Origin of the sequence: Halobacillus massiliensis (genome assembly GCF_900166625.1) — a bacterium.
GTDB lineage: Bacteria > Bacillota > Bacilli > Bacillales > Halobacillaceae > Halobacillus_A > Halobacillus_A massiliensis.
The window spans coordinates 1,058,524-1,076,240 of the sequence record NZ_LT800499.1 but is presented as its reverse complement, the minus strand read 5'-3'; the positions used below and the strand labels follow the sequence as shown (position 1 = coordinate 1,076,240).

At 41.6% G+C, this 17,717-nt stretch carries 14 protein-coding genes; 1 reads left to right on the top strand and 13 read right to left on the bottom strand.

The features are described 5' to 3' along the window. Positions 1-41 precede the first annotated feature (41 nt). A complete protein-coding gene (locus tag B7E06_RS05325; RefSeq protein ID WP_082233007.1) occupies positions 42-1,484 on the bottom strand; it encodes an NAD-dependent succinate-semialdehyde dehydrogenase in 1,443 nt (480 codons plus the stop codon). Positions 1,485-1,511: 27 nt separating this feature from the next. Beyond that, entirely contained in the window at positions 1,512-2,675 is a 1,164-nt protein-coding gene (locus tag B7E06_RS05320; RefSeq protein WP_143414459.1) for an iron-containing alcohol dehydrogenase, read from the bottom strand. Positions 2,676-3,087: 412 nt separating this feature from the next. Between B7E06_RS05320 and B7E06_RS05315 the strand changes: the two genes are divergently transcribed. After that, on the top strand, positions 3,088-3,261 hold the full coding sequence (locus B7E06_RS05315; RefSeq protein WP_143414458.1) for an aspartyl-phosphate phosphatase Spo0E family protein: 174 nt from the start codon (positions 3,088-3,090) through the stop codon (positions 3,259-3,261). Between the two features lie 34 nt (positions 3,262-3,295). Here the strand turns inward: B7E06_RS05315 and B7E06_RS05310 are convergent, their stop codons facing one another. The 11 genes from B7E06_RS05310 to gucD form a co-directional block, all read right to left on the bottom strand. Further along, positions 3,296-4,513: a sn-glycerol-1-phosphate dehydrogenase gene (locus tag B7E06_RS05310; protein WP_082233005.1), complete on the bottom strand. Its 1,218-nt coding sequence runs from the start codon at positions 4,511-4,513 to the stop codon at positions 3,296-3,298. 41 nt (positions 4,514-4,554) lie between these two features. After that, positions 4,555-5,175, bottom strand: coding sequence for a YesL family protein (locus B7E06_RS05305; protein WP_082233004.1), 621 nt, complete (start codon positions 5,173-5,175; stop codon positions 4,555-4,557). A 104-nt stretch (positions 5,176-5,279) separates the two neighbouring features. Continuing rightward, entirely contained in the window at positions 5,280-6,113 is an 834-nt protein-coding gene (locus B7E06_RS05300) for a carbohydrate ABC transporter permease (RefSeq protein ID WP_082233003.1), read from the bottom strand. Beyond that, a complete protein-coding gene (locus B7E06_RS05295) occupies positions 6,113-6,997 on the bottom strand; it encodes a carbohydrate ABC transporter permease (RefSeq protein ID WP_425432222.1) in 885 nt (294 codons plus the stop codon). The genes B7E06_RS05300 and B7E06_RS05295 overlap by 1 nt, the downstream gene beginning before the upstream one ends. Positions 6,998-7,116: 119 nt before the next feature. After that, on the bottom strand, positions 7,117-8,625 hold the full coding sequence (gene arfA / locus B7E06_RS05290; RefSeq protein ID WP_082233001.1) for an arabinosylfuranosidase ArfA: 1,509 nt from the start codon (positions 8,623-8,625) through the stop codon (positions 7,117-7,119). A gap of 243 nt (positions 8,626-8,868) precedes the next feature. Beyond that, a complete protein-coding gene (locus B7E06_RS05285; RefSeq protein WP_082233000.1) occupies positions 8,869-10,203 on the bottom strand; it encodes an ABC transporter substrate-binding protein in 1,335 nt (444 codons plus the stop codon). 608 nt (positions 10,204-10,811) lie between these two features. After that, positions 10,812-11,951, bottom strand: coding sequence for a GntR family transcriptional regulator (locus tag B7E06_RS05280; protein ID WP_082232999.1), 1,140 nt, complete (start codon positions 11,949-11,951; stop codon positions 10,812-10,814). 113 nt (positions 11,952-12,064) lie between these two features. After that, positions 12,065-13,537, bottom strand: coding sequence for an L-arabinose isomerase (gene araA, locus B7E06_RS05275; RefSeq protein WP_082232998.1), 1,473 nt, complete (start codon positions 13,535-13,537; stop codon positions 12,065-12,067). Between the two features lie 13 nt (positions 13,538-13,550). Then, positions 13,551-15,245, bottom strand: a complete 1,695-nt coding sequence (locus B7E06_RS05270) for a ribulokinase (RefSeq protein WP_082232997.1) — start codon at positions 15,243-15,245, stop codon at positions 13,551-13,553. Positions 15,246-15,258: 13 nt separating this feature from the next. Then, positions 15,259-15,951 carry an L-ribulose-5-phosphate 4-epimerase gene (gene araD, locus B7E06_RS05265; RefSeq protein ID WP_082232996.1) on the bottom strand — a complete coding sequence of 231 codons (693 nt, stop codon included), beginning with the start codon at positions 15,949-15,951 and terminating at the stop codon, positions 15,259-15,261. 293 nt (positions 15,952-16,244) lie between these two features. Next, positions 16,245-17,705: an alpha-ketoglutaric semialdehyde dehydrogenase GucD gene (gene gucD, locus B7E06_RS05260; RefSeq protein ID WP_082232995.1), complete on the bottom strand. Its 1,461-nt coding sequence runs from the start codon at positions 17,703-17,705 to the stop codon at positions 16,245-16,247. Positions 17,706-17,717: the final 12 nt, after the last annotated feature.

Genomic DNA, 17,717 nt, shown 5'->3' with positions numbered 1-17,717 from the left:
AAAAAAGCCCTCCCGGAGCAGGAGGGCTTTTGACAGATCAATTATTTAATCCCAATCGATAGATATTTCGTTTCAAGGAACGGTTCGATTCCTTCCGCTCCCCCTTCTCTTCCTAACCCACTCTGCTTCAGACCGCCAAACGGGGCTTGTGCTGCAGATGGGGCACCGTGGTTCCAGCCGATAATGCCATAGTCTAAGGCTTCGGCAATTTTTGTACCGCGGTTCATGCTTTCCGTGAAGTAATAAGCTGCGAGTCCAAATGGTGTATCATTCGCCAGACGGACGGCTTCTTCATCGCTTTTCACCTTCTGAACCGGGAGGACAGGGCCGAACGTTTCTTCTGTCATGCACAGCATGTTTTCTTTCGCATCCAGAATTAAGGTAGGTTCATAGAATGGGGCATCGTATTTACCTTCGCCTCCAACTACAACTTCTGCTCCTTTTTCTTTTGCATCCTTCACATGCTCGACGACTTTTTCATAGCCGTCTTTATTGATCAGTGGTCCAATATCAACGTCCTCATCAAGGCCATTCCCTACTTTAAGTTCCTGGACTTTTTCTTTCAGCCGGCTGACGTATTCATCATAGATGCCTTCCTGAACATATATGCGGTTGGCACAAATACAAGTTTGGCCGGCATTTCTAAATTTGGAAGCGATAGTTTGGTCAACAGCTGTTTCGACATCGGCATCATCTAAGACAATTAAAGGCGCTTGTCCACCGAGTTCGAGTGAAATGTTTTTGATTTGCTCGGCGCTCTGCTTCATGAGCAGTCTTCCTACTTCCGTGGAACCGGTAAAGGTGAGCTTGCGGACACGCTCATCTTCATGAATGGTTTCACTGAAATTTTTATTCTTACATGCGACCAAATTAAGAACACCGCGCGGAATGCCGGCTTCTTCGGCACATTCCATGATTTTTACTGCGGTTAACGGCGTTTCTTTTGGCGGCTTCACGATAAAGGTACACCCTGCGGCAAGAGCCGGAGCTAACTTTCTCGTAATCATTGCTGCTGGAAAGTTCCATGGAGTAATCGCCGCTACAACGCCGACCGGCTGCTTCAGCACCTGGATGCGCTGATTCGGCCCTTTCGAAGGAATGGTCCGGCCGTATACGCGTTTTCCTTCTTCGGCATACCATTTAATGAAGGAAGCGGCATATAATATTTCCCCTTTGGCTTCCTTGATCGGCTTGCCGTTTTCAAGGGTTAAAATTTGGGCAATTTCATCTTGACGCTCGATGATTCGGTCATAGAACTTCTCTAAGTAATCGGCTCTTTCCTCTGCAGATAACTCGCGCCATTCGCCTAGTGCTCTTTCTGCTGCATCGATGGCGGCAGTCACATCTTCTTTTGTCCCAAGCGGCATTGTTCCTACTACTTCACTTGTGGCCGGGTTGATAATGTCAAAGGTATCGCCATCTTTCCCCTGCCATTCACCACCTACATAGTTTAATAAATGTAATGGGCTTTCATTTGTTGTCATTGTTCTCCTCCTCTTTTTATTTAATGCTTATTCCCACCCGCGAAGGGCGTGCTGATACACACTACGAATGCTCGCTCCATCAAAAGGCATCGGGCTTCTCGCCAGTAAGCGTGTCTGTTTAAGGCCATTGCTCGTTAATTGCTCGATATCTTCTGATGTAATGTCGTAAGCTGAGATCGAGGTTGGCAGCCCAACGTCTTTCACGAGTTCATGGAGAGATTGGACGACTTCTAAAGCTGCCTCCCGTTTACTCTTCCCTTCCAGGGACAGGTTAAAAACCTCTCCTAAGCGATACATTTTATCCAAGCATGATGGCCAGATCCGATGATAGACATAGGGAAGCAGCACAGCATTTGCCTCACCGTGAGGAATTTTAAATAAACCGCCGAGCGGATAAGCTAACCCGTGAACCCCGGCAACGCCTGCATTATAAAAGCTAAGTCCGGCAATCAGACTGCCGAGCGACATTTCTTTTCTCGCTTCATAAGCTTTCGGATTCCACACGGCACTTCTTAAATGATTGACAATCCGTGTCATCGCATCTAAAGCGAGCGTATCTGTTAACGGTGTTGCGTTAACGGAAGTGAACGCTTCAATCGCATGTGTTAATGCATCCACCCCGCTCGCTGCCGTCACTTTAGGCGGGAGCGTATACGTTAACTGGGGATCTACAATCGCATAGTTGGCCAGCAGATGCTTATGGGTAATCACATCTTTCGTATCTTCTAAGGAAAAAACAGCGATATCCGTGACCTCTGCACCTGTGCCAGCTGTTGTAGGAATGAGCACTGTAGGAATACCGGGTGACTGAATTTTACGAGTTCCTGATAAATTCAAATAATCCTCCACAGTTCCTTCATGATCGGCGAGCACGGCAGAAGCTTTCGAAAGATCAAGCGCACTTCCGCCGCCGATTCCGATGACAAGATCCGGCTCCATTTCTCTAATTTCCTGCAGAACTTCATTTCCTACAGCCAGCGGAGGCTCTGGCACAACGTTTGTTGATAAAGCGTATGGCACCTCTTCTTCTGCTAAAATATCCTCAATCGGCTGGATGACTTCCAGCTCTTTTAACGCAGGATCTGTTAACACAAACGCATGCTTCACCTGTAAATCCCGGACGATCGTGCGTAAACGCTCGATAGAGTTTTCTCCATGATAAATGTTTTGAGGCGTAATAAAAGCATTCATTGATAACTCTCCCTTTCGATTGATTGCGTCTTTCCCTGAGTACCTCCTTTTTTTAAAAAATTTTGCTGTGCAGTATTCCCGCTTTTGCTGCTGTACTCCTTACAGGAGCTAACCGCCCTTTTGATAACGCTTGCATTTTTTCATTCAACCTTATCTCTTACATAGCGAAGAAATGCACGGAACGTTAATATTTGTGAAGACGTGTCCAAGACGTTAATTTTAATTTAACAAGAATTTAGTTATATTTTCCAGAATTCTGTTTTGTACAAATTGTTATTCTTTTGCAGAAAATTGTCAATTCCATCTGTAAAACCTATCATTTTTTATTTAAATAAAAAAAATGATAAAATTGAGATTAATTCGTCAAAAAAGGGAAGTATAAGACATAGTTTGACGGAGAGAGGTGGAGAACTTGTCAGATATAGCAAATGTTGAAGCCAAAATCGAAGAATTACGGATGAAAATGTATGAAGCTTATAATCAGGGCATGGAATATGAAGAAGTCATTAAAATATCTCAAGAACTCGACCACTTACTTAACCAACTCGACAGCATGAAGAAGAAAAGAGCTCCCTCGCCTGAATAAAGGAAAGGAAGCTCTTTTTTACTAGTGGTTAGTTCTATTTCTCCAGAAAGGGTGAGTGCACAGAAAAAGATATTTCGTTCTCTTTATAACGATTGATTAAAAAGAGACCTGTGCAGCGGTCTCTTAATTTCCAGGCTTCATTTAGACTTCGTTTTACTAATTCTTCTGATATATTCAGCCCTTCTATACTTGGTGCCCCTACTTGTTCAAGAGTCAGACGCAGCCATTGGGCCTCTGGTAATTGATCTATCTCTTGTTTAATCTCCTTCCAATGCTCCCTTAGATTTTCTGTGTATGTATCTTCTTTTGAAAGTAATCCAAGATTAATAGTTTCGCTCCATTTTTTATAAAGGTCTATGATTATACAAGTGGCGACTCCTACTTTAGCACCGTGCAGCAGCTGTGGAGCATCATTTTTAAGCAGGTCCATCTCCCAGTAATGGGATAAGTGATGTTCGCCACCTGAGGCCGGTCTTGAAAAATTTAAAATCAGCATAACAAGTCCTGATTCAATGAGAGCCTCCATTAATAGAAGTATTCCTTCCTCAGATGATTTGGCAATTTCATCGGCATAGTTAATACATTTTTCAAGGGAATTAATTGTAATCTGTGCGGCCGTCGCATTGTATGGCTCATTCGCTACTAGATGAGAAATTCTCCAGTCTAATAACGAGGTAAACTTTCCTAAAATATCTCCGAATCCCGCTGCTGTTAATGCCATTGGAGCCTTGCTCAGGATCTCAGTATCAGCAAAAACGGCTATAGGAGAACAGGTTTGGATCGTTTGTTTTTTTCCTCTTAAGATAAGAGGAGCACCTTTAGAAGTAAAACCATCCACAGAAGCTGCGGTTGGAACTGAAATAAACGGTATTGACAATTTCTCACTGCAGAACCTGGTGATGTCATGGATAGTTCCCGCTCCTACAGCGATAAGAGCATCACTGTCCACAGGGGTTTCGACCATTACCTGCATAAGGGAAGTTTCATCAGCATTCACTTGCCCATGATGATTGGATATTAACTGAATAATTGTAGCCTGTAATCCCGCTTTAATGATCTCTTCCTTTAATCGAGCACCTGCAGCTTCTTCCGTGTTTGCATCTGTTATTAACACTATGTGTTTAAAGTTTTTGTTCTTTATGTATTCTGGAATGCTTTTCAAACTTCCTTGCTTCAATTCTATTTCTGGCAATTGATTTAACTTTATTGGATGTTCATCAGTTAGTTTCAAAATTTCTTTTGAAAGCTTCATGAAGACCACTTCCTTATGATAAAATTTTCACACCAATTGTTTTAAGTCTTTTCAGCCGGAATAGCAGTAAATACTCTTATTGCTAACCACATCCAGCCAATGGCACAACTACTTATATAAAAGAACAAAAAAAGAACAGGAATATTTAAAGAATGATAAGTGACAGCAAAAAGTAAAACCCCGATCGCTAGTGAAATGTGAAGTTTAGTTAATCCGATAACTAGTGAGTTTTTTATATACTTAAATGTAGTAGTTTGGTAATAAGTCAGCATTGGAAAACTCCACAGAGTAATCAAGAGATATAGAAATACAATGATATAAAAGGCGGCAGGAACAAGAATAGAAAGCTGTCCTTGATCATTATCAATTAATCGATAATTGATATAAAGGAGAATCCCTATAATGGTTAACGTCCACCCTAGTTTATTTGCCGATTTAAATTCTCTTTTGAAAATTTCTTTAAACATAAGATGAGTCTTTATTTCCCTTTCACCTGCCAACCACTTTTTCGCAACCCCAAGTGCAGAAACTGTCGCTGGAAACACACCCCCGACTACCAGCCCTAAAACTGAATAAAGGAACCAGAGCATATTTAATAAAGTTAGTTTTGTAATCCACATGAGAAGCTTATCAAGATTTTTCACGATGTTATCCACATTCATCTCTATTACCACCTTTAGTTCTATTCTATAATTATAGTTAGGTAATATGAGAAAGTTAATATAAAAATAAGACTGTCCGCTTCACGAACAGCCTTTAAAAAAGGTTATCCTTTCACTCCGCCCATCGTTAATCCAGAAACGAAATATCGCTGGAAAAAGATAAAGAGGATAATGATTGGAACAATGGTCATGACTGATCCGGCTATAAGAACATCGTAATTATTCCCGTAAGGAGTCAACAAGGTTGCTAACCCAATGGGTAATGTAAACATATCGTTGGATCGAAGAACTAGAAGCGGCCACAAGAAATTATTCCAGCTTCCTAATCCCTGGAGGATGGCCATGGCAGCCAGTGAGGGCCCCATAAGAGGGAGCATAATTCTAAAGAAAATCCCATATTCTGTAGCTCCATCAATCCTGGCTGCATCCATGAGTTCTTTCGGTAAGCCTATAGCATATTGTCTAAAGAAAAATACTGCGATAGGCGCTACTACCATAGGAAGAATCACGGCTAAATAGGTATTAATTAATTGGGTGTTAATCATCATTTGATATAAAGGAAGCATAAGTATCTCAAATGGAACCATAAGAATAAACAATACAAGGATGAAAAAGAAGTTTCTCCCCTTGAAATCGTATAAGGCTAGTGCATACCCAACCATAGAAGAAAAGAATAGAGAGAGTACTATGGTTAAGGCTGAGATAATTAAGCTGTTTCCATACCATGTCCAATATTCTGAGGCCTGGCTGAAAATATATTCATAGTTGACCGAGCTGATAAGGTTCCAATCTACTTTAAGGGTAATCCCATTCCTCATGAGCTGTGAGGAAGGAATAAAAGAAGAAATTAACAAACTAAGAATAGGAAATAAAGCAATGAACGAAACGATGGTAATGCTTATATTCGCAATCCATGCAAGCAAAGTATATTTCTTCATCACGCATCTCCTTTCTTAAATGTCCCTGTGAAGATTAAATAAATAATACTTACTACGAATATGATAAGCATAAGGACTACGCCTACAGCCGCACCGAATCCCATATCATTCTGCTGGATTCCCTGTTGATAAATATAGCCCACCATCGTTAACCCGATGTTGCCGGGGGATCCTGATTCCCAGAAGACAAAGCTTTCTTCAAACATTCTGAAACCATTAATAATCGTAATTGTACTTACAAAAATAATAATGGGCTTCAGCTGTGGAATCGTAATGAACAAAAATTTCTGCAGCCTTGAGGCTCCGTCTATATCTGCAGCTTCATATAATTCTTCAGGAACCGTCTGCAGGGCAGCGAGAAAGTATAAAATATTTACACCCAGCCAGCGCCAGGAAGTCAAGATAACCATCAGCAGCATTCCGGACCAGGCGGAATAACGCCAGTTGACCGAATCGAAGCCCACGAAATTCATCACTTGGTTGGCTATCGCACTATCCTGCTCTGCAAACATTAATCGGAAAATCATTCCCCCTACAATAGTGGAGGTTAGAGCTGGAATAAAAAGCGAAGCCCGAAAAAGTGTTTTAAACTTAACCATTCTAGAATTCAACATGACAGCAAGAAGCATGGGAAAAAGGGTAAGAATAACTACGGTCAGGATGACATATATGGTTGTATTAGATAAAGCTCTATAGAAGGTCGCGTTTGGGATCCGAACATAGTTTTCCAACCCAATATACTGCACTTGGCCGGGAAGTACGCTTTGGAAACTCATAATAATTCCCTGGATAGCCGGGTAAAGAGTTAACACCAAAAAGCTTATTAAGAAAGGAGCTACAAATATATAAGGCACAACTTTTTTTGAATTTAAAAATTTCCCTATCTTACTTGGCTCTCTTCTCGCTTTCTCCCGATATTTCGTACTGCTATTTGAAAGTGTGTTCACCAGTTTCCCTCCTAACCCCTTCATCAAAGAAAGGTAAATTAGTTACTGTCAAAAGCTTATTTTTTTAACCGAATGACATTCCAGGAAGTCTTCTTTAAAAAAGCTTCTAATTTCCCATCTTTCAAAGTGGCTTCTCCACGATTATGAGGCTTCACTGACTCCCGCTGAGCTGTATTTACAGCTTTTAAATCCTCGTTTTCCAGGACAGTATGTTCAACCAAGGTATAACCTTCAAAGCTTCTAACATCAGCCTGCAAAGGAATATCTTCATCCAAATGTTTATTAATTAGGAAAAGAGTAACGGTTTCTTCTTCCTTATTAAATACAGCAGCACTGTCGATATACGGAACATCGGTAAAATCTTTACTATCATATTTAGGAGAGGAGAGGATCGGCTTTAAAGAAGTCCCTCTCCCATAAATGGATGTATGCATATAGGGATAAAAGATGGTCTGTTTCCAGGCTCGCCCTTCATTTTCAGTCATAATGGGTGCAATGACATTAACAAGCTGAGCCATACATGCCATTTTCACACGGTCTGCATACTGGAGAAGGGTAATTAACATACTGCCTACCAGTAAGGCATCTTCAAAATTATAAACATCTTCCAGTTGAGGAGGAGCAATCGTCCAAGGATCAATTTCTTTATCTTGATCATTGGAATGATACCAGACATTCCATTCATCAAAACTTAGATTGATTGTTTTTTTACTGCGATGTTTAGCTTTTATGTAGTCGCAGGTAGAGGTTACGGTTTTAATAAAATGAGTCATATCCATATTCTTTGCAAGGTAGTTAGCCGGATCATTTGACTTGTTGCCATAGTATCGATGCAGTGATATATAATCTACTTGATCATAGGCAATATCAAGGGTAGTAGCGTCATATTCTGGGAAGGTTGGCATTTCTGTATGAGAGCTTCCACAAGCGACAAGCTCAATACTTGGATCCACAAGTTTCATCGCTTTGCCAGTTTCTTTGGCAATTTTTCCATATTCCTCAGCTGTTTTCTGTCCCACTTGCCAAGGCCCGTCCATCTCATTCCCTAAACACCACGTCTTAATACTGTGCGGGTCTTCATAACCATGCGAGCGGCGTAAGTCACTCCAATAAGTACCTTTCGGGTGGTTCGTATACTCTATTAAATTTCTTGCAGCTTCGACTCCTCTAGTTCCAAGATTCACAGCCATCATCACTTCAGCGTTTATTTTCCTCGCCCAGTCTGCAAATTCATTTGTCCCGACTTCATTTGTTTCGATCGTTCTCCAGGCCAGTTCAAGACGGCGGGGACGTTCTTTTTTAGGTCCTACGCCATCTTCCCAATTGTAAGCAGATACCATATTTCCTCCAGGGTAGCGCACAATAGGTACTTTCAAACTCTTCACAAGCTCCATTACATCTGTGCGAAATCCTTGCTTGTCTGCTTTAGGGTGGCCAGGTTCATATATCCCTCCATAAACCGCTCGACCTAAATGTTCTATGAAAGAACCGTAAATACGTTTATCAACATCACTAATTTCATAGCTTTTATCCAAAATCATGGTCGCTTTTAATTGGTCACTCATAAAATCCTCCTCTTCATTTGTATGCGTTTACAATTAGTCTTTTAAAAATAACTACTTACAAATCATGTACACTGCTGTCACATACGAACAAAAACTTCAAAAAAGAAGAAAAATCTAAACATGTACGTATAAGTACATGTATAAATTATAGCCAAATCTTCACACTATTTCAACAACTTTTTCAAAATTAAAAATTATTCAGAAAAAAGAGCGAGCATTTAACCCGCTCTCTTATGTCTTCCTTTATTGCATATCTCTAATTTTATCTGCCGATTGTTTTAAAGCTTCTTCTGGTGTCTCAGTTTGCTGCCTGATGGCGTTCTGAGCTATGTTTGTCGTATATTCATTGAGAACGTCCGGGGTCTGATCTGTAATGTTTAATGTATTAATATCATCACGGATATCCAGAAGTGTATCAAAAATTCCTTCTCCAAAATATTGGTAATACTGATTATCTTCTCTTACTTCTTCACTTTCCCATACATCCCACCTCGGAGGATCAAAACCTAAAACTTTCCATAGGTTTATATTTCCTTCTTCTGATAGTTTGGTATAAGCTAAGAATTCTTTGGCAAGCTCAGGATTTTCAGAATGGTTAGTTACTACGGTTCCTGTCCCACCCATACCGGCTGAGCGCTTTCCGCCCTCTTCCCAGGCCGGCATTGGACGAATCGCCATTTTCCCTTCTAAATCCGGCATATTTTCAATAAATCTTCCCATATACCAAATAGGCATAAGGAGGGCAGCCGCATTTCCATCGTTCATATAACCGTAAAACTCTTCAGCATGGGGCTCCCCTCCTGGTGTGATTTCAGCGATTTCGTGTTTATAAATCGCATCTTGCATAAACTGCAGAGTCTCTATATTTGTTTCGTTATCAAGTGTCACTTCCCCATTTTCATCAAAGAAATCTGAGTCCTGTTGGGAAATCATTGGCCAATAATCAATATAATCACCAGTGTTCACATTCCACATGACAGCATCAGTATTTTCCACCACTTGTTTACCAGCTTCCACGAAGTCATCCCACGTTTCAATAGAGTCAACTTCTACCCCTGCTTCATTTAAAATTTCAGTGTTGTAGTACATGACCGTCGCACCGACATGGGTGGGCAGTCCATAATAAGTGCCGTCTTTAGCGTAAATTTCAAATCGCTCTTTAACAGATTCGGCAAGGACTGGCTCAACATATTCGTTCATAGATTCAAATTGCGGCTCTCCTTGCATATAGTTAGGGAATTTTGATATCTCAATATCTGCGATATCAGGCGCTCCCTTACCTGATTGCAAACTCAGCAGTAAGTTGTTGTGCATTTGATCATATGGATATGTTTCCGCTACTAATTTAACTGCTTTATCCGGGTTTTCTTCATTCCATCGTTCAGCAGCATCCCTGAACAAGTCGATATGCTGGCCTGCAAACGTCCAATAGGTCAGTTCAGTGGCGTCTTCTATATCTTCCCCTATGACATCTACTTCTTCCGCCTCTCCTGAAGCTTCGCTGTCTCCTCCGCCCCCGCATGCCGCTAAGACAAGCGCCAATAAACTAAACAACAAAAGCATTAAACTTTTTTTCATTAAGAACCTCTCCTTAATTGAAAGTGATGGGCTTACCAACTTTAATTCTTCTCTCCTGACTCCACCCCCGTAAATGACAGCGCATACATTTCATCTTTTATAATGTTCAGTAAGTAGTTGAATAAATAGTACCATTACGTTTTAAATCAGTCAATGAATCTTCAGAAAAAATAATCATTTACTTATACGTACCTTATTAAATATGTAGTTCAATTATAGTAAAATGGTAAAATAACCATTAGTTCTTTTGTTGATAAATTAGCTCTAAAACAGTTACAAGGGATAAAAGCTTAACATTCAAAACGCCGCCTTACTTGTATGGTCTAAATAAAACAACCTGCCACGCACAGCAGGCTTTTACAGTTTTTTTAAACCTCGCAACTTCTTTCCCTTTTTAATTGCAACAAAAAAATCGGAACACATGCAGAAGAAAGTTTCCTATTTAAAAGAAAACGTTCTTCTGCATGTGTTCCGTTCCTAATAATATTTTTATTAGGGGCTAGAGGCGACGATGAGATCCCGAAAAGTAAAAAGTCTGAGGAGAGGCTCACCGTTTCCCTTGCCCCTGTTTCCAGCTATCTAGTAATTTGTTTTATATAATCAGGCTATTATTTTATTGTTTCTAAACTTTTTCCTTTCAGCGGCAGTTCCCTGGTCGAGTTTCGGACAATCAGTTCGGTAGGAAAAACAACGCTTTCTACAGGTTTCTTTGCTTCTTTACTATTTTCCTGCTGTTTAATTAAATTAAGAATCATTTTTCCTGCTGTTTTTCCAAGCTCGGCTTTAGGATGGTCAACTGATGTCAATTTCACTTCTGAAAGCTCTGCGAAAAAGGAATTGTCAAAGCCGACAATAGAAATATCTTGGGGTACTTTCAAATTCATTTCCCGGAGCACATTGATAAGCATAATGGCAAGTTCATCATTATAGCAGACAATAGCTGTTGGTTTATCCTCTGTATTTGTTAATAATTGTTTGAGCTTCTCAAGGGGCTTACTATTTTTCTCATCCGTTTGGTAGGTAGTAATCAGCTTAGGATTGAGAGGAATTTTATGAACCCGGTGTGCTTTTAAGTACCCTTTCATTCTAAGTGTCCCCTGCATATCATCTGTCTTAAAAAAGCCCACGATGTCCCGGTGCCCTTGCTTAATTAAATGCTCGGTCTGCATAAACGCTCCTTTTTCATCGTCGACCACTACACTGATAGGCTCTAACGCTTCATAATATGCGTTAATCATAATATAAGGAATATTAAGCCTTTCGAGGTTTAAGTAATAATTTATATTTGGATTGGAATAAGCACTTTTGGTCGGTTCTATAATAGCTCCATCAAAACCTTGAGTTATAATCTTTTCCAAATACTCTCTTTCTTTCTCATGGTTGTTATTCGTGCTGAACAAACTTACGTGGTATCCTTGCTCACTCAAATAAGCTTCTGCCCCGCGGATAATAGAGGGGAAGATATAATCAGAGATATATGTGGTCACGATGGCAATATTTTTTCTGGAAATGATTCCGTTTTTTGCTGTTTGTATTGTACGATCTGCACAGAATGTTCCAGCTCCCTGCTCTCTGTAAAGCCACCCTTCACTGACCAATTCACCAATAGCCAGACGCACCGTGTGGCGGCTGACATTGAATTGTTTCATCATTTCACTTTCGGATTGTATTTTCTGATGGGCTTCATATGTCCCGTCCAAAATTTTTGATTTGATCGATTGCTTCACGATTCCATACTTTGTTTGCATATGCTTCACTCCAAGTTCCTTAACATATTCGTATAAGTTAGCATATCATATATTATGTACTTATTGCATGAATTAGATACTAAAAAGAAAGACCGGCTTGTTCAGCCGATCTCTCACTTCCAAATAACCGAATTCCACTGCAGCTCTTTTTTTAAGTTTCTCAACTTAGTCTCTTCATCAATTGTTACGCATTCTATACCCGTTATTTCTGCAAAGTCCTCCATCTGCTCAGTCGTTAAACGAAATGAAAGGACTGTGTGATGCGCTCCGCCTGCAAAGATCCACGCTTCTGTTGCCACACTTAAGGATGGAAGCGGCTTCCATAATACCTTGGCTACTGGCAAATGCGGTGTTTCCTTCTCCGGCTGTACGGCCTCAACTTTGTTGATGACCATTCGAAACCGGCCGCCCAGTTCAATAATAGAAACGTTTATGGCTTCTCCTCCGATTCCATCAAATACTAGCCGGGCAGGATCTGCCTTATTGCCCATGCTAAGCGGGTGAACTTGTACTGATGGCTTTGCTGCAGAAACACTCGGACAAATTTCTAGCATATGGGATCCTAAAATCATTTCATTCCCTTCTTCGAGATGATAAGTATAGTCTTCCATAAAAGAAGTAGCTTCAAAATCTGCCATCACCTTCATCAATCGGACGAGGGCTGCTGTTCTCCAGTCGCCTTCCCCGGCAAATCCATATCCTTTTGCCATTAAACGCTGAGCTGCAAGTCCGGGCAGCTGATCCATACCGTGGAGATCTTCAAAATTCGTTGTAAATGCATGATAATTACCCTTATCTAAAAAGGATTGAAGTCCAAGTTCAATTCGGGCCTGTTCCCGAACATTGTACAGGTCCTGTTGATCTTCGGGTAAATGATAGCTCGCCTGGTATTCCTCCAATAGTGTCTCAATTTTACTCTCGTTCACTTGATTAATTTCTTCCACAAGGTCCCCAATTCCGTAATAATCTACCGTCCAGCCAAACTTAATCTGTGCCTCAATTTTATCTCCATCGGTAACAGCAACATTTCTCATGTTATCTCCAAACCTGGCCACCCTAAGGTGCTGACTTTCATTGAACCCGATGGCTACTCTCATCCAGGAAGCGATCCTTTTTTGAATCTCTTCATTTCCCCAATAACCGACAATAACTTTTCTTGCTTTATTGAGACGAGTCCCCATAAATCCATATTCTCGGTCTCCATGGGCCGATTGGTTTAAATTCATAAAGTCCATATCAATAGTATCCCAAGGTACTTCCTTATTATATTGAGTATGCAGATGAAGCAGCGGCTTTTGCAGTGCCTTTAAGCCGGCAATCCATAATTTAGCCGGAGAAAATGTATGCATCCATGTAATCAGTCCGGCACATGTCTCATCCTCATTAGCCTTCATCGCTAACTGATAAATATCATCGGAACTGACTGCCACCTGCTTGAACTCGATAGAATAGGAAAAATTTCCATTCTCATTCAATTGCTGAACAAGATCCTTTGAGTTCTTTTCTACTTGCTGCAAAGCTTCTTCCCCGTATAAGTACTGACTCCCGGTCACAAACCAGAAGAGGTACTGCTTTCCACTTAGCATCTAATTTCCTCCTTTATTTCTGTATCAATAATTGTTCCCCAGAATGAGACCGGATCGTTCTTAACCTTTTTAAAACCTCGTTTTCTCCGCGTCCAAAATAATCGTGAAGCTTTTCATATTCTTGATACAGCTCCTCATATATTTCAACATTTTCAGGGATTGGTTCGATAACTTCATCTTTGACTCTTGCCATGTGGTCAGCCGCTTCAAGAATGGAATCAAATCCTCCATACTCACCGCCAGCTGCCACAGCCCCAAACATCGCGGCCCCCACTGCTGGAGTCTGGACGGAATCCCCAATAATAATCCTTCGATTGGTGATATCAGCATATATTTGCATTAATAATTTATTTTTCTGCGGCAGACCGCCGCAAGCGTATATTTCATCAACAGCCACTCCATTTTGATGAAATGCATCGACGATTTTTCTTGTTCCAAAACCAGTCGCTTCCAATAAAGCTCGATAAATTTCTTCCGGCTTTGTCTGCAGAGTCAAGCCCAAAATCATGCCACTGAGATCCGTATCGACAAGAACTGAACGATTTCCGTTCCACCAATCCAAAGCTAATAAGCCCGTTTCTCCCGGCTGATATGTAGCTGCTTTTCCTTCAAGCCATGTATGAACGTTGATATTTTCTTTTTCTGCTTCAGCGTAAACGTAGGCAGGAACTTGATTTTTAACAAACCATCCAAAAATATCGCCGACCGCTGACTGTCCGGCTTCATATCCGTAATACCCAGGAATAATTCCGTCTTCTACAACACCGCACATTCCTTCGATTTTCTTCTCTTCCGTGCCCAGCAGCATATGGCAAGTCGATGTACCCATTACCACAACCATTTTACCTGGACTTACTACTCCCATCGCCGGTACAGCCGAGTGGGCGTCTACGTTCCCTACAGCGACTGCAATCCCTTGATTCAAACCTGCGGCTTCCGCCATTTCCTTTTTTAAACGCCCGGCTTTTGAACCTTGCGGCAAAATTTCACCTTTTAACTTTGTTTCCTTCAAATTAGCTAATTTAGGATCTAACGCCGCAAAGAATTCTGAAGAAGGATAGCCTTCCTTCTTATGCCAAATGGATTTATATCCTGCCGTACAGCTATTTCTTTTCAATTCTCCTGTCAGCTGAGAAATGACCCAGTCTGTCGCTTCAATAAATCGATCGGTTTTGTCAAAAATCTCCCGGCTTTCTTCAGCAATCTGCATAATCTTCGGAATCATCCATTCGGAAGAAATCTTACCGCCATAGCGTGACAAAAAGTCTTCCCCTCTGCGTTCGGCTGTTTCATTTAAACGATTGGCCTGATCCTGAGCAGCATGATGCTTCCACAGCTTTACCCAGCTGTGGGGATTATCTTGATAGGTTGAATGAAAACAAAGCGGCTCAAGATTCCGGTCGATCGGCAGCATTGTGCAGGCTGTAAAATCAATACCCAAACCAATCACATCCTCACGATTAACTCCCGAATCTTTCATTACTTCCGGTACGGATCGACGAATAACCTCCAGATAATCCCCGGGATGCTGGAGCGCCCATTCGTGACCAAGCTCTATGTTTTTATGCGGAAGTCTACGATCCAACACTCCATGCGGGTAAGAAGTGACATGTTCAGAAATTTCCTGGCCATCTTCCAACCTGACGAGCACAGCCCGTCCGGATTCGGTACCAAAATCGATTCCAATCGAATATTTATTATTCCCCATACTTATTTGCCTCCTATGTGGTTTGTCCGTAATAAGCGCCTGAGCCATGTTTACGTAAATAATGCTTATCTAATAAAGCCTGAGCCATATTCTCCACCTGCTGATCCAACTGATGAGAAAGCAAAGCCATTTTAGCGACTTCTTCAAGTACAACCGCGTTGTGAACTGCTTCCGCCGGGCTTGCCCCCCATGTAAATGGAGCATGCTTATGTACAAGCACCCCAGGCATTTGTTTGGGGTCTCTGTCTCTAAAGGTTTCTACAATTACGTTTCCTGTTTCTTTTTCGTAATCTTGATGAATTTCCTTCTGAGTCATCGGACGAGTGCATGGAATAGGTCCATAAAAATAGTCCGCATGAGTAGTTCCAAGGGCAGGGACTTCTTTACCTGATTGAGCCCAAGAAGTTGCCCATGTGGAGTGGGTGTGAACAACCCCTCCTATGTCTTTAAAATGCTTATATAATACGAGGTGTGTCGGTGTGTCAGAAGAAGGCTTTAATCGCCCTTCCACCACATTGCCATCAAAATCGACAACCACCATATCTTCAACAGTCATATCTTTATAGGAAACGCCGCTTGGTTTGATTACAATCAGATCTGCCCCTCTATTGATACCGCTTACATTCCCCCATGTAAAAGTTACAAGGTTATGCTTTTGAAGAGCAAGGTTAGCCTCCAGAACCTGCTGTTTTAAATCATCTAACAAGGTTACCACTCTCCTTGTACGTATATTTTTATGTTTATGTAGATAATATAACAATACGTACGTACAATCAATGTTTTTGTTTAGGTTTTATAAAGAAAGTTATATAATAACGGTTGCACCTCTTATTTTTCTAGTGTTTTTAACTATTTAATTTCCTTACTTGTACGTTACACTTGTGAATATCTAAAATATTTTCTTCTGCCACTACCTTAAATGGCAAAAGTAATCTTCTTTCCAACTGAAATAAAAAAACACCTTTGCTCCGTAATCGGAACAAAGGTGTCCATTGATGTTTACCTCTTTATAAAAACTGTCTTAAACGTCGTAAAGAATTCCTTCGCTGCCTGACCCTGCTCTCTCGAATAAGAGCTGGAGGCTTTCATGCCGCCAAATGGCGCCTGAAGCTCTACTCCTGCTGTTTCAGAATTGATTCGTACTAGTCCTGCATCGACGTCTTCAATGAAGTCGAGAATATGGTCAATGTTCTTCGCAAAAATGGAAGCACTCAGGCCGTAATCGACATCGTTAGCGAGGTTGATCGCTTCTTCCACGGTTTTCACCTTCATTAAAGCAAGCACCGGGCCGAAGATTTCCTCCTGAGCAATTTTCATCGTTGACTCCACTTGATCGAAGATTGCCGGCTCTACGTAATAGCCGTTGTTCTCACTGGATACTGTCTTGCCGCCGTAGATCAGCTCTGCTCCTTCCTGTTGGCCGATTTCAATATATTTTTGCACACTGTCATATTGTTCTTTCGTCGCGCACGGTCCCATCCATGTGTGCTCTTCTAAGCCGTCGCCGACCGTAATTTCTCCTACTTTTTCAAGAAGCTTTTGCTTGAATTTATCATAAATCCCTTCTTGAATGATGACACGGCTGCTGCACGTACATTTTTGCCCTGTGGACTTTAGGCCGCCGCTTATCGCAGCGTCTACTGCTAAATCGATGTCACAATCTTCTGCGACAATTAATGGGTTCTTTCCGCCCATTTCCAGCTGGTATTTGCCGCCTCGTGCCGCAACGGTCTGACCGATATGGGTGCCTGTGGCGTTGGAGCCGGTAAACGTTAAAGCAGCCACATCCTTATGCTCCGCCAGCCCCTGGCCGATGACAGATCCTTTTCCTGTCACGAGATTGACAACACCTTCCGGAAATCCGGCTTTATCAAAGCATTCGATTACTTTAGCCGCTGTGACAGCACCTTCTGAGGCCGGCTTGATAACGACGGAATTTCCGTAAATAAGCGCTGGCGCCATTTTCCAAATTGGGATCGCTACAGGGAAGTTCCATGGTGTAATTACGCCGACGACACCGAGCGGAACACGTTTGCTGAACATTAGGGCTGAAGGGTCTGTGGAAGGAATAACATCCCCATCACTGCGCATGCCTTCACCTGCATAGTAACGAAGAATCGCCACACCTCTTGCTGTTTCCCCTTTCGCTTCCGGCAGGGTTTTTCCCATTTCTCTCGTCATCGTTTCTGCCACTTCTTCCAGGTTCTTTTCTAATACTTCTGCGGCTTTAAAGAGGACGTTTCCCCGCTCTGCTCCAGATAGCTTTTTCCATTTCTGCTGTCCGGCTTTAGCGGCCTGAACGGCTTCTTCCAGATCTCCTTTTGTCGAGCTGGGGACCGTTCCTACCACTTCATCCGGCTTGGCGGGGTTCGTACTTTGAATCACCTCGCTTGACTCGGATGGGCTCCATTTTCCATTAATATAATTTGAAAAGCTTTTCGTATTTGTAGTTGTTGCCATCTTTCATCATCC

Bases quoted from the DNA above. Each gene is read 5' to 3' on its own strand.
- B7E06_RS05325 (WP_082233007.1), bottom strand. From the start codon at position 1,484: ATGACAACAAATGAAAGCCCATTACATTTATTAAACTATGTAGGTGGT.
- B7E06_RS05320 (WP_143414459.1), bottom strand. From the start codon at position 2,675: ATGAATGCTTTTATTACGCCTCAAAACATTTATCATGGAGAAAACTCT.
- B7E06_RS05310 (WP_082233005.1), bottom strand. From the start codon at position 4,513: ATGAAGCTTTCAAAAGAAATTTTGAAACTAACTGATGAACATCCAATA.
- B7E06_RS05305 (WP_082233004.1), bottom strand. From the start codon at position 5,175: ATGAATGTGGATAACATCGTGAAAAATCTTGATAAGCTTCTCATGTGG.
- B7E06_RS05300 (WP_082233003.1), bottom strand. From the start codon at position 6,113: ATGAAGAAATATACTTTGCTTGCATGGATTGCGAATATAAGCATTACC.
- arfA (WP_082233001.1), bottom strand. From the start codon at position 8,625: ATGAGTGACCAATTAAAAGCGACCATGATTTTGGATAAAAGCTATGAA.
- B7E06_RS05285 (WP_082233000.1), bottom strand. From the start codon at position 10,203: ATGAAAAAAAGTTTAATGCTTTTGTTGTTTAGTTTATTGGCGCTTGTC.
- B7E06_RS05280 (WP_082232999.1), bottom strand. From the start codon at position 11,951: ATGCAAACAAAGTATGGAATCGTGAAGCAATCGATCAAATCAAAAATT.
- araA (WP_082232998.1), bottom strand. From the start codon at position 13,537: ATGCTAAGTGGAAAGCAGTACCTCTTCTGGTTTGTGACCGGGAGTCAG.
- B7E06_RS05270 (WP_082232997.1), bottom strand. From the start codon at position 15,245: ATGGGGAATAATAAATATTCGATTGGAATCGATTTTGGTACCGAATCC.
- gucD (WP_082232995.1), bottom strand. From the start codon at position 17,705: ATGGCAACAACTACAAATACGAAAAGCTTTTCAAATTATATTAATGGA.